Source organism: uncultured Mycobacterium sp. (genome assembly GCF_964249325.1).
Taxonomy (GTDB): Bacteria; Actinomycetota; Actinomycetes; order Mycobacteriales; family Mycobacteriaceae; genus Mycobacterium.
In genome coordinates this window covers 1-11,919 of record NZ_CAXUCH010000005.1, presented here as the reverse complement: position 1 = coordinate 11,919, position 11,919 = coordinate 1, and the positions used below count along the sequence as shown (strand labels likewise).

Below are 11,919 nucleotides of genomic sequence, written 5' to 3'. Positions count from 1 at the left end.
CCGTCCGTACTCTCGGGATCAGCGCCTTCTCTAACTTGACGGCGCATGCGCTATCAAGCGGGGCCCTAAACCGGCCTCAAGCAAAGAGGTGTTGCACCGCAAGCGAATTCGCGGCCCGGTGCGAATCGAGCGCGGATATCACATACGCCATCGATTTCCAGAACCATGTCATGCCAGCTTGCCCCGGGGCGGCTTGGCTGTGGCCACTGGAAAACGCCCAGGGACCTAGGCCCAGCTGGCGTGTCCGTCCTGGACCAGCGTCGAGGTCACCGTCCCGTACACGTCTTCGACCGTGAGTCCCATCAACAAGTGGTCACGCCAGCCCCCGTCCACCTCGAGGTAGCGCCGCAGCAAGCCCTCTTCTCGGAAGCCAACTTTTGCCAGCACGGCGCGGCTGGCCACATTCTCGGGTCGCACGGTGGCCTCCACGCGATGCAATGTCACCGGGCCGAAGCAGTGGTCGAGTCCCAACGCCAGCGCTCCGGTAGCCACTCCCCGGCCGGTCGCTGAGCTAGACACCCAGTAGCCGATCCATGCCGACCGCAACGCCCCGTGAATGACGTTGCCGATGGTCAGCTGACCGCAGAATTCGCCGTCCAGCTCGATCGCGTACGGCAGCATCCGGCCTTTGCGGGCTTCGGAACGCAGACTCGAGCACACCGCCGGCCACGACGAAACCGTATGCCGGACGGTCCAATCCGCCCCGGTGGTGGGCTCCCACGGCTCCAGATGAGCGCGGTCGGCCAACCGGATGCGGCTCCATTGGGCGGCATCGCGCATCCGCACCGGCCGCAGCCGGATGACGCCCGCAGGAACCCGCAGTGGCCCGACGACCATCGGCCACCCGGGATGTCGGAAACTGGTGCGCCACAGGTTCACGGGAGTATGCCGTCGTACCGCTCAACCACGCTGAGCCAGGAAGGCGACGTCGACGATCTCGCCGGTGCGAATCTGCTCGGTCTCACTGGGAACCATCACTAGACAGTTTGCCTCAGCCAGGGTTGCCAGCAAATGCGATGAGGCGCCCGGGGCGCCGCCGAGAGCCTGCACCAGATATTCGCCGGTGTCCTGATCGCGCATCAGCTGCCCGCGCAGATATCCCTTGCGTCCGCGCACCGACGTGATCGGCGACAGCGTCCGGGCCTGCACCACGCGACGCATCGGCTGTCGCTTGCCCAGCGAGAGCCGGATCAGCGGTCGCACCATCACCTCGAAGACCACCAACGCGCTCACCGGGTTAGCCGGCAGCAGAAACGTCGGCACCCCCTCGCGACCCAGCTGACCAAAGCCCTGAACGGATCCCGGGTGCATGGCCACGCGGGTGACCTCCATCTCGCCGAGTTCCGAAAGCACCGAGCACACCGCCTCGGCGGCCGCGCCGCCCACCGCGCCTGCGATGACGACGATCTCGGCGCGGTTGATCTGACCCTCGACGGCATCGCGGAGCTGCTTGGGATCGCTGCTGACGATGCCGATGCGATTGACCTCGGCTCCGGCGTCGCGACCGGCTGCCGCCAGGGCGTAGCAGTTCACGTCGTAGACCTGGCCTGGGCCTGGCGTGCGCGAGATATCGACCAGTTCGCCGCCGACCGCCATCACCGACAGCCGCGGACGCGGGTGGACCAACACACGTTCGCGCCCCACCGCAGCCAGCAGTCCGACCTGGGCGGGACCGATGATCGTTCCGGCTCGCACAGCAACGTCACCGGGCTGCACATCATCGCCGGTTCTGCGCACATAGGCACCGGACCGCACACCGCGCAGCACCCGCACCCGAGACTGTCCGCCGTCGGTCCAGTGCAACGGCAGCACCGCGTCGGCCAAAGTGGGCAGCGGCGCTCCGGTCTGCACCCGAACGGCCTGGCGGGGCTGCAGTCTTCCGGCGGTGCGGGCACCGGCCTCGATCGTCCCCATCACCGGCAGGCTCGCCTCCCCGCCGCCACCCTCGTCGTCGGGGTGATCAGAGTCGCCGACATTGAGCACGTCGACGCTGCGTACCGCATAGCCGTCGATCGCGGCCTGGTCGAAGCCGGGCAGTGGGCGTTCAGTCACCACTTCTTCGGCGCACATCAGACCTTGCGCCTCCGCGATCGCGACCCGCACCGGCCTGGGCGCCACCGCGGCCGCCGACACCCGGGCTTGCTGTTCCTCCACCGAACGCACAGCACGCCTTCCTGCCGTAAGCCTTGAGAAGTTCAGGCCCGACAGATCGCTACTGCCTGGTCAGGCCTAACCGCGCCACCAACCATTCCCGCAAGTCCGGGCCGTAGTCGTCACGGTCCAGTGCAAAGTCAACCGCAGCCTTGAGGTAGCCGCCGGGATTTCCCAGGTCGTGTCGAGACCCGCGATGCACCACGACATGCACGGGATGGCCTTCCTTGATCAGCAGCGCGATTGCATCGGTGAGCTGCACCTCGCCTCCCGCGCCGCGTTCGGTCTGCCGCAGCGCATCGAAGATGGCGCGGTCGAGCACGTAGCGGCCGGCGGCCGCATACCTTGAGGGAGCCTCCTCCGGCTTGGGTTTTTCGACCATCCCGTTGACCTTGAGTACGTCCTTGCCTGCGTTGGCAACGGGCTCGACGTCGAAGACCCCGTATGCGCTGGTCTCCTCCAGCGAGACCTCGATTGCACACAACACGGTGCCGCCATGTTCGGCCCGCACCTTCGACATTGTCTCCAGCACACCGGTGGGCAACACCAGGTCGTCGGGCAGCAGCACCGCAATCACGTCCTCGTCGGCCGACAGCACCGGCTCCACACAGCTGATGGCGTGGCCCAAGCCGAGCGGCTCGTCCTGCACCACGGACTCGACCTTGATCAGCTGCGGTGCTCGGCGAACCTTGTCCAGCATGTCTTTTTTGCCGCGAGCCTCGAGGGTGCCCTCCAGCACCAAGTCTTCGACGAAATGCGCGACCACGCTGTCTTTGCCCTGCGAGGTGATGATCACCAGCCGTTCGGCACCGACCTCGGCCGCCTCGGCGGCCACCAGCTCGATGCCGGGGGTGTCGACTACCGGCAGCAGCTCTTTGGGCACCGTTTTCGTGGTCGGCAAAAACCGGGTGCCCAAACCGGCCGCGGGCACGACCGCCGTGGGGGGAACGTATGCGCGCGCCATGGGTCACACGATAACCGCACTGGGCTGCCCGACCGGTGTGGCGGTACGAAAGCTGGTGCTGTCATCGTTGGGAGATGGGCACCGTCGGTAAGGCAGCGTTGCGAGAGCAGCTGCTGACTGCTCGCCGCTCGATCTCCGACGACGTACGCGCGGCCGAGGCCCGCGCGCTCACCGAGCACCTAAAGCTGCTGGTGAAAAGCGCCGGCACTGTCTGCGCTTATGTGCCGGTCGGCGCAGAGCCCGGGTCGATCGACATGCTCGACGTGTTGCTGCGCCGCGCAGGCCGGGTGTTGCTGCCAGTCGCGCGCACGACGGCCGACGACACGCCGATGCCGCTGCGTTGGGGCGAGTACCGGCCCGGTCGACTGGTGGCCGGGCGGTTTGGCCTGCTCGAACCGGCCGAGCCATGGTTGCCGGCGTCGGCGGTGGCCGACGCGAGCCTGGTGCTAATTCCAGCACTAGCGGTCGACCGCCGTGGAGTGCGGCTGGGCCGTGGCCGCGGCTTCTACGATCGCTCGCTGGTGTGTCGGGACCCGCACGCGGAGCTGGTTGCAGTGGTGCGTGACCAGGAGCTGGTCGAGGAGCTGCCGTGCGAACCGCACGACGTGCCGATGACGCATGCCCTCACACCCGGGCGCGGGGCGATCGCTCTGCACAGCGCCGGAATGACGCGACCAATGTAGCGGTTCTAGCACTTGAGACGGTAGAGTGCTAACGAAGCTCATCACACTCGGAGGTTTCCGTGCCGACCTACAGCTACGCGTGCACCGAATGCGACAACCGCTTCGACATTGTGCAGGCCTTCACCGACGACGCGCTGACCACCTGTCAGCGTTGCTCCGGGCGGCTCCGCAAAATCTTCAACTCCGTCGGCGTGGTGTTCAAGGGCAGCGGCTTTTACCGAACTGACAGTCGGGAGGCGGCGAAGAGCTCGAGCAACGGTTCGGGCGAGAAGAGCTCCACCGAGAAGAGCTCCACCGAGAAGAGCTCCAGCGAGAAGAGCTCCAGCGAGAAGAGCGGCTCAGCCGAGAAGTCGACCGCATCCTCCAGCACGGCGGCGGCCTAGGCGTTATCCACAGGCACGGCCGCGACCGGCAGTCCTGCAGCTGTGGCGTGCCTAGCGTTGCGGCATGCGCGAGTCGCTCAACCCATCGCTGCTGACCCAGATCACGCAGGCACTGCGTCCCGACTGGACCCGCACTGTCCTGGCTCGTCGCGTGGGCGCCGCTGCCTTGGTGGTGCTGGCCGGTATCGCGGCCTTGCGGTCGAACCCTGACGGTGACCGTGCAGACGTCGTGGTCGCCGGACGTGACCTCAGCCCAGGCGTCGCGTTGACGGCCAGCGACGTGCGGCTCGAAAAGCGGCTAGCCACAACCATTCCCGATGGGTCGCAAAGTGAGCTGGGACGAGTGGTCGGTTCCACCCTGGCCGGCCCAGCACGGCGCGGCGAGGTACTCACCGATGTCCGGTTACTGGGCAGCCGGTTAGCCGAATCATCGGCCGGCCCGGGTGCGCGGATCGTGCCGCTGCACCCGGCAGATCCCGCACTAATCGACCTGGTTCGCCCCGGTGACATCGTCGACATTTTGGCGGCCGAGGCCGACGCGAAGGACGCTCCCCGTGTCGTCGCAACCGATGCCATCGTGGTTCTCGTGTCGGCAAAACCCAAGGCGCAGACCGGCAACGACGACCGAGTGGTGCTCGTTGCCTTGCCCGCCCGCACCGCGCACGCGGTGGCCGGGGCGGCGCTGGTTCAAACGGTGACGCTCACCCTGCACTGACCGCTTGTCCGCCGCTCGACGCCGGCTGCTCGCTGGCACAGTACTTGCATTTCTTGGCCGCCTCGGGAATGTCGGAAATGCATTGCTGGCACGCCTTAGTCGCCGGCTCCTCGCCGACCACTGTGACCCCCCGGCGCTTCTGGATGTGCCGGTAGACGTCGGCTTATTGCCGGCCGTGCCGAGTTGCCAGCGCAGCCCGAAGGTGGCATGGGGCTGCGCGGCCGCGACCAAGGGATTGATCACACTGTCGGTGAAGGCCTTGACCAGGTTCGAAAATGCCAAGGCCACAACCAGGCCGACGGCCACGGTGATCACGTCACCGCGCATCACAAATTCTTGAATCCCTTGGACACGCCGGACACCTCCCGTCAGCACGAATGAGCACGGCGACGTGACGTCACCGCGAAGAACGGTATGTCCCCGAGCGCGCAAATTGCGCGGTTCACGGCGATTGGCGATTGAGGGTTGACCGCGCCGTGACAACGGCTGTCGCGGACATTGCCAGCCGCTCGGAGCTGGAGTTAGATCTCCAAACTCGACAATTGACCGATGATCTGCGCCGCCAGCGGGTTGAGCGTTGCCATTCCGTCTCGCACGGCATACCGCGAACCGGCGAGGTTGACCACCAGCGTGCTGCCCGATATCCCGGCCAGACCGCGTGACAGCCCGGCGTCGACGATGCCGGCGGACAGCGCCGATGCGCGGATGGCTTCGGCGATGCCGAGGATTTCGCGGTCGAGAATGTCGCGGGTGGCTTCCGGGGTGACGTCGCGAGGGGTGACACCGGTGCCGCCGACCGACACCACGAGATCCACACCGCCGATCACAGCGGTGTTCAACGCGTTGCGGATCTCCACCTCGTCGGCGGCGACGGCCACCACTCCGTCGACGACGAACCCTGCCTCGTTGAGCAACTCAGTGACCAGCGGGCCGCTGTGGTCCTCGTCGCCGTGCGCGGTGCGGTCATCGACCACCACGACCAGTGCCCTTCCGACGATCTCCGGACGCTGTTCCATAGTTGCCACCGTATATCTGGGGTCTGACCGGAGCCCGGCTACTCTCATCACTGTTCCGCCTTACCAAGGGTGACCTGCACGGTCCGCTTGCCGCCGGGGTCCTGGTAGGTCAGGGTCACCTTGTCTCCCGGCGCCTTCGATCGGATGGCGGCAACGAGCGCGTCGGCGCTGTTGATCGGGCGGTCGTCAACCTTGGTAACAGTGACCCCTTTGGGCAGCCCTGCGCTGGCCGCCGCTCCGTCAGGGACCACATCGACCACCTTGGCGCCCGGCGTGTCCTTGTCACTGGTCACCTGCACGCCCAGCGAGGCATGTGTCGCGGTGCCGGTGCTGATCAGCTCATCGGCGATGCGCTTGGCCTGATCGATGGGAATGGCGAAGCCCAGACCGATCGAGCCGGTTTGCGAGTCGGCCGAGTCAGCCCCGAGGGTCGCAATCGCCGAGTTGACGCCAATCAGGTCGCCGTTCATGTTCACCAACGCGCCGCCGGAGTTTCCGGGGTTGATCGCGGCGTCGGTCTGGATGGCGTCGAGCACGGTGTTCTGATTAGCCGACTCCCCGGTGGTAGACACTGGCCGGTTGAGGGCGCTGACGATGCCTGTGGTCACCGTGCCCTCTAGTCCCAGCGGCGAACCGACCGCCACCACGGGTTGACCGACACGCAGGTTCGCTGAGGATCCGAGCGTGATGGGTTTCAGCCCCGACATGCCCTGAACGCGAACCACTGCAATGTCACTGGTCGGGTCGCTTCCCACGACGGTGAACGGCGCGGTGCGGCCGTCGTTGAAGGTCACCGTGGTTTTCAGGGCGCCGGGCGGCGCGCCATCGCGCCCGCCCTTGGCGGCAGCGGCGACGACGTGGTTGTTGGTCAGGATCGTCCCGTCGGGGGACAAAACGATGCCCGAGCCCTCTTCGGACTGCCGGCCCAGGTCCGTCTCGAGCATGACCACGCTCGGAACTACCTTGGCGGCGACCTGCTCTACAGCACCCGCCGGCGCGTTGGCCGCGGGCCCGCTCGGAGCGGCGCCGCCCGCCATCGTGCCGGCCGCGCTGCCTGCCGGCTGCCGGCCCTGCTCGACCACCGACGCCACTCCCCCGCCGATGCCGGCTGACACCACCGCGATCGCTAGCGCGCCGACCGCCAACAAGCCTGCGCCAGAACGTTTTTGGCCCACACCGCGGTAAGACGGCAGCGGTGCCCCGACGGCGGCACACTGGCCAGCGCCACCATACGGGCCATACGGCTGACGGTAGGCGGGCTGCTGCGGGTAGCGCCAGTCGTACTGCTGGCCTTGGCCGGCATAACCGGGCGCCGTCGGCTGGTTGGGCGTTGGGCGGTATCCCGGCTGCTGCGGCGGTGGCGAATACCTCGGGTGATTCGTCATGTCGCTGGGTCGCTCTTTCTTGAAGGTGGCGTCGCACTCAACACTAGCGGCAACTACCTTGCCTGCGTGGCCTGAGAATGCACTGAGACAACGTTCGCGGGAGCCGGAGAGTTTTCCGAATTTGCGGTGCGGGTGGCATCGACCGGAGGTGTGGGATAGGTCGCACCGGGTATCGGGCGCCCGGGAAGCAACACGTATATCGAGGTGCCCGGTGGCTGACCGTCGGGCACGGTGTCTTCCACACGTAGTGCGCCACCGTGTTTAAGCACCACTTGCTTGACAATCGCCAATCCCAGGCCGGAACCGGGCATCGCACGTGCCGATGCCGAGCGGAAGAACCGCTCGAACACCAGGTTGCGCTCGTGCGGTGGGATACCCGGGCCGTTGTCGGACACCACCAGCTCGGCATAGGCGGCATCGAGCTGTCTCATCCTCACGCCGACCCGCCCACCGGACGGGCTCCACTTTGCCGCGTTATCCAACAGATTCAGCGCCGCGCGCGATAAACCACCGGAATCGCCGTACACCTGCCACGGAATTAGCTCGACGTCGAATTGAATGTCGTTGCGACGCCGACGGACTCGCTCAAGGCAGCGGTCGATGAGCTCGGACATGTCGACCGGTTCGTGCACTACCTCGCCCGCATCGTATCGGGTGAGGTCTACCAAATCGCCTACCAGTGTCGACAATTCCTCGATTTGGGCCAGCACATCGGCACGCAGATCGACCATCTCCTGCTCCGGCAGCGGCGGAGCTCCGGGTTCCATCGAGGCCATCAACAGCTCGACATTGGTGCGCAGTGATGTCAGTGGGGTGCGTAGTTCATGCCCGGCGTCGGTGACCAGACGCGCCTGGCGTTCTCGGGACTCAGCCAGCGCCAGCAGCATCAAGTTGAATGCTTCTGTGAGCCTTGCCAATTCATCACTGCCGAACACCGGGATCGGCCGTAGGTCGTCGGTGCGCGCCACCCGCTCGGCCGCTTCGGTCAGGCGGGCCACCGGACGCAGCCCAGCGCGGGTGACCATCGCCCCGGCAACGGCGGCAACCGCGACACCGAGACCGCCGACGAGCAGCAGCACCCACCGCAGCTTCGTCATGACCGCGTCGGTAGGCGCCAGGCTCTTGGAGATCAGCAGCGAACTGCCGTTGGGCAGATGGATCGCCAACACCCGCTGGTCGCCCGCGGTGCGCCGGGACATGAACAAGTCACCGCGGATGACCGCCTTCTCCGGCCCGCCGACCGGCAGCGTCTGGCCCTCCTGGTGGGCGGTGTACACCGAACGGCCCGGATTCACCAGCATAGCGTTGACGTCGGAATAGGCAGTTCCCTCAATGGCTTTCGCAGGATCTGCGGCGAGCGATCCACTGGCGATCAACATTTGCGCCCGGCTTTGCAGCTGGTTGTCGATCTCCTTGTAAGCCGCCGCGGAAATCACCGCGTACACAGCCGCTTCCATCAACACAACGACCATCGCCACCATCGACATCGCCAACAGCATCACCCGCCACCGCAAAGACAACGAGGTGGTGGCTCGCAGCGGTACTCGGCGCCGGCGGCGGAAGAGTGACATCAGGGTGGTGTTTCGCGCAGCACGTAACCCACACCGCGCACGGTGTGGATCAGCCGCGGCTCTCCCTCGGCTTCGGTCTTGCGACGCAGATACCCGACGTAGACTTCCAACGCGTTACCGGAGGTCGGAAAGTCGAATCCCCACACCTCCTCGAGGATGCGGCTGCGGGTCAATACTCGTCGCGGGTTGGCGATCAGCATCTCCAGCAGTGCGAATTCGGTACGCGTCAAACTGATCTGACGTTGCCCGCGGGTGACCTCGCGAGTCACCGGATCCAGCGTCAGGTCGGAGAACGTCATCGCTACCGACTCGCCTGCGTCGTCAGGCTTGGTGCGGCGCAACAAAGCACGCATCCGGGCCAACAGTTCTTCGAGCGCGAACGGCTTGGGCAGATAGTCGTCGGCGCCGGCGTCCAGGCCCGCCACCCGCTCCGAGATCGCGTCTCGCGCAGTCAGCACCAGTATCGGCAGATCGTCGCCGGTGCTGCGGAGCTGGCGGCACACTTCCAAGCCGTCCAGCCGCGGCATCATCACGTCCAGCACCAGCGCGTCGGGGCGGTCGCTGGCGATCATGTCGAGCGCCTCGACACCGTCGGAAGCCAGGGCCACCGAGTAGCCGTTGAAGGAAAGCGACCGACGCAGCGACTCGCGCACGGCGCGATCGTCGTCGACCACAAGGATTCGCACGGCCACCAGTGTCATCCAATCGCCTGAGAGCGACCTGAGAAGCGCGCGGCGGGTCGGACCCGCGATCGGCTAGCGACGGTCGAAATCGATGAGACCGAGGCGAGCAGCCTTGAGCAGCCGGCGCGGCACCTTGTGCTGCTGGCCGGCCACGGTGACGTTGACAAGTTCGGGCCGGGCAGCCTTCCAATTCGCGCGCCGACTGCGGGTGTTCGCGCGCGACATTCTGCGCTTGGGCACAGCCATGATCGGGCCTTACTCCTTAAGTACGGGGGTATCGCCATGGAAACGGCTCTTCGGCAGATGGCGATATTTGCTGTCCACCATAGTCGCTGGCCTCGTTACCCCAAAACTGGCCCGCCTGCAGCACCGCTTACCTGAAAGGAGCATTCTTGACGTGACACCCGCGGTACCCGTTAACCTACCGGTTGGTTGGTGCGCTGAAGGGCGGCCGGAGGGAGCACACCGGGGCGCGCCGGTGACGATGCTTAACCGATGCGATGAGGAGGAGCGAAGCGCCAATGAGCTCTGCGGTCCGCATCGGAAACTGCTCGGGTTTCTACGGCGACCGGCTATCCGCGATGCGCGAGATGCTCACCGGCGGCGAGCTGGACTACGTCACCGGCGACTACCTGGCCGAACTGACCATGCTGATTCTGGGCCGCGACAAGATGAAGCACCCCGAGCGCGGCTACGCCAAGACGTTTTTGACACAGCTCGAGGAGTGCCTCGGCCTGGCCCACGACCGTGGCGTGCGCATCGTCGCCAACGCCGGCGGCCTCAACCCGGCCGGCCTGGCCCAGGCGGTGCGCGCGCTGGCTGAGCGCCTGGGCGTGCCCGTGCGGGTTGCGCATGTCGAAGGCGACGATCTGCTGCCTCGAGCCGATGAGCTGGGGCTGGGCACCCCGCTGACCGCGAACGCGTACCTGGGCGCCTGGGGCATTGTCGACTGTCTCAATGCTGGCGCCGACGTTGTGGTCTCCGGTCGGGTGACCGACGCCTCGGTGATCGTCGGGCCGGCGGCCGCGCACTTCGGGTGGGGCCGCACCGACTACGACCGGCTGGCCGGCGCGGTGGTCGCCGGTCACGTCATCGAATGCGGTGTCCAGGCCACCGGCGGCAATTACGCGTTCTTCACTGAGGTCCCCGATTTGACCTACGCCGGGTTCCCGGTGGCCGAAATCCACGCCGACGGCTCGTCGGTGATCACCAAGCACCCCGGCACGGGCGGACAGGTCAGCGTCGACACGGTCACCGCGCAGCTGCTCTACGAGATCAGCGGCGCCCGCTACGCCAATCCGGATGTCACCGCGCGGATGGACAGCATCGAGCTGTCAGCTGACGGCGCCGACCGGGTGCGGATCAGCGGGGTAGTCGGCGAACCGCCGCCGCCGACGCTGAAGGTGTCGCTGAACAGCATCGGCGGGTTCCGCAATTCGGTGACCTTCGTGCTTACCGGACTGGACATCGACGCCAAGGCCGAGTTGGTGCGACGGCAACTGGAGTCCAGCTTGACGGTCAAACCCGCCGAACTGGAGTGGAGCTTGGCACGCACCGATCACGTCGACGCCGACACCGAAGAAGCAGCCAGCGCGCTGCTGCACTGCATCGTCCGCGACCCTGACCCGGCGAACGTCGGGCGCCAATTTTCCTCGGCGGCAGTCGAACTCGCGCTTGCCAGCTATCCCGGCTTCACCGTGACTGCTCCGCCCGGCGACGGGCAGGTCTACGGCGTGTTCACACCTGGCTATGTCGACGCCAAAGAGGTGCCGCACATCGCCGTGCACGCCGACGGTGCTCGAGTCGAGATTCCCTGCGCCACAGAGACTCTGAAGTTAGCCCAGGCCGATGAGCCGCCGTTGCCCGATCCGCTGCCTGCCGGCCCCACCCGGCGGGTGCCGCTGGGAACCATCGCCGGTGCCCGCAGCGGCGACAAGGGCGGGTCGGCCAACGTCGGAGTCTGGGTGCGCACCGACCAGCAGTGGCGCTGGCTGGCCAACACGCTGACTTCCGACATGCTGCGGCAGCTGCTGCCCGAGACCGCCGACCTGCCGGTCACCCGCCATCTGCTGCCCAACCTGCGCGCGGTGAACTTCGTCATCGACGACATCCTGGGCCAGGGGGTGGCCTATCAAGCGCGATTCGACCCGCAGGCCAAAGGGCTGGGCGAATGGCTGCGCAGCCGCTACGTCGACATTTCGGAATTGCTGCTGTGAACCTCTGGACTACGCCCGAGCGCGACCAGCTGCGAAAGACGGTCCGCTCCTTCGCCGAGCGCGAGATCCTGCCGCACGTCGACGAGTGGGAGCGCATCGGCGAGTTGCCGTGCGAGCTGCACCTGCGCGCCGGTGCGGCCGGCCTGCTGGGC

General features: G+C 66.6%; 13 protein-coding genes and 1 pseudogene. 5 read left to right on the top strand and 9 right to left on the bottom strand.

What is annotated here, in order from left to right; all coding sequences use genetic code 11:
- Positions 1-225: 225 nt before the first annotated feature.
- The 3 genes from ACFE99_RS01465 to ACFE99_RS01455 are packed head-to-tail and all read right to left on the bottom strand — an operon-like array spanning position 226 to position 3,115.
- Positions 226-879 (bottom strand): GNAT family N-acetyltransferase, encoded by a 654-nt coding sequence (locus ACFE99_RS01465; protein ID WP_375481730.1) that lies wholly within the window; start codon positions 877-879, stop codon positions 226-228.
- A 21-nt stretch (positions 880-900) separates the two neighbouring features.
- Positions 901-2,163: a gephyrin-like molybdotransferase Glp gene (gene glp, locus ACFE99_RS01460; RefSeq protein ID WP_375481728.1), complete on the bottom strand. Its 1,263-nt coding sequence runs from the start codon at positions 2,161-2,163 to the stop codon at positions 901-903.
- A gap of 49 nt (positions 2,164-2,212) precedes the next feature.
- Entirely contained in the window at positions 2,213-3,115 is a 903-nt protein-coding gene (locus ACFE99_RS01455) for a UTP--glucose-1-phosphate uridylyltransferase (protein ID WP_375481726.1), read from the bottom strand.
- 74 nt (positions 3,116-3,189) lie between these two features.
- Here ACFE99_RS01455 and ACFE99_RS01450 point away from each other — a divergent pair, with 74 nt between their 5' ends.
- The 3 genes from ACFE99_RS01450 (at position 3,190) to ACFE99_RS01440 (ending at position 4,896) form a co-directional block, all read left to right on the top strand.
- A complete protein-coding gene (locus tag ACFE99_RS01450; RefSeq protein WP_375481724.1) occupies positions 3,190-3,798 on the top strand; it encodes a 5-formyltetrahydrofolate cyclo-ligase in 609 nt (202 codons plus the stop codon).
- A 59-nt stretch (positions 3,799-3,857) separates the two neighbouring features.
- Positions 3,858-4,181: an FmdB family zinc ribbon protein gene (locus ACFE99_RS01445; protein ID WP_375481722.1), complete on the top strand. Its 324-nt coding sequence runs from the start codon at positions 3,858-3,860 to the stop codon at positions 4,179-4,181.
- 64 nt (positions 4,182-4,245) lie between these two features.
- Positions 4,246-4,896: an SAF domain-containing protein gene (locus tag ACFE99_RS01440; protein WP_375481720.1), complete on the top strand. Its 651-nt coding sequence runs from the start codon at positions 4,246-4,248 to the stop codon at positions 4,894-4,896.
- Between the two features lie 258 nt (positions 4,897-5,154).
- Here the strand turns inward: ACFE99_RS01440 and ACFE99_RS01435 are convergent.
- The 6 genes and pseudogenes from ACFE99_RS01435 to rpmF form a co-directional block, all read right to left on the bottom strand.
- Positions 5,155-5,223 (bottom strand): annotated as a pseudogene (locus ACFE99_RS01435) (mechanosensitive ion channel protein MscL); the annotation flags it as partial.
- A gap of 194 nt (positions 5,224-5,417) precedes the next feature.
- Positions 5,418-5,960 carry a molybdenum cofactor biosynthesis protein B gene (locus ACFE99_RS01430; protein WP_375481718.1) on the bottom strand — a complete coding sequence of 181 codons (543 nt, stop codon included), beginning with the start codon at positions 5,958-5,960 and terminating at the stop codon, positions 5,418-5,420.
- Positions 5,960-7,297: a trypsin-like peptidase domain-containing protein gene (locus ACFE99_RS01425; protein ID WP_375481716.1), complete on the bottom strand. Its 1,338-nt coding sequence runs from the start codon at positions 7,295-7,297 to the stop codon at positions 5,960-5,962. The genes ACFE99_RS01430 and ACFE99_RS01425 overlap by 1 nt, the downstream gene beginning before the upstream one ends.
- A 53-nt stretch (positions 7,298-7,350) precedes the next feature.
- Positions 7,351-8,868: an ATP-binding protein gene (locus ACFE99_RS01420; RefSeq protein WP_375481714.1), complete on the bottom strand. Its 1,518-nt coding sequence runs from the start codon at positions 8,866-8,868 to the stop codon at positions 7,351-7,353.
- Positions 8,868-9,554: a two-component system response regulator MprA gene (gene mprA, locus ACFE99_RS01415; protein WP_375481810.1), complete on the bottom strand. Its 687-nt coding sequence runs from the start codon at positions 9,552-9,554 to the stop codon at positions 8,868-8,870. The genes ACFE99_RS01420 and mprA overlap by 1 nt, the downstream gene beginning before the upstream one ends.
- Before the next feature lie 69 nt (positions 9,555-9,623).
- On the bottom strand, positions 9,624-9,797 hold the full coding sequence (rpmF, locus tag ACFE99_RS01410) for a 50S ribosomal protein L32 (RefSeq protein WP_324967672.1): 174 nt from the start codon (positions 9,795-9,797) through the stop codon (positions 9,624-9,626).
- Positions 9,798-10,072: 275 nt separating this feature from the next.
- Here rpmF and ACFE99_RS01405 point away from each other — a divergent pair, with 275 nt between their 5' ends.
- The gene (locus ACFE99_RS01405) at positions 10,073-11,767 is read left to right on the top strand and encodes an acyclic terpene utilization AtuA family protein (RefSeq protein ID WP_375481711.1); all 1,695 of its coding nucleotides are present in this window, start codon (positions 10,073-10,075) and stop codon (positions 11,765-11,767) included.
- The coding region (locus ACFE99_RS01400; protein WP_375481808.1) for an acyl-CoA dehydrogenase family protein at positions 11,764-11,919 on the top strand (156 nt) is incomplete at its 3' end. The genes ACFE99_RS01405 and ACFE99_RS01400, both read left to right, overlap by 4 nt.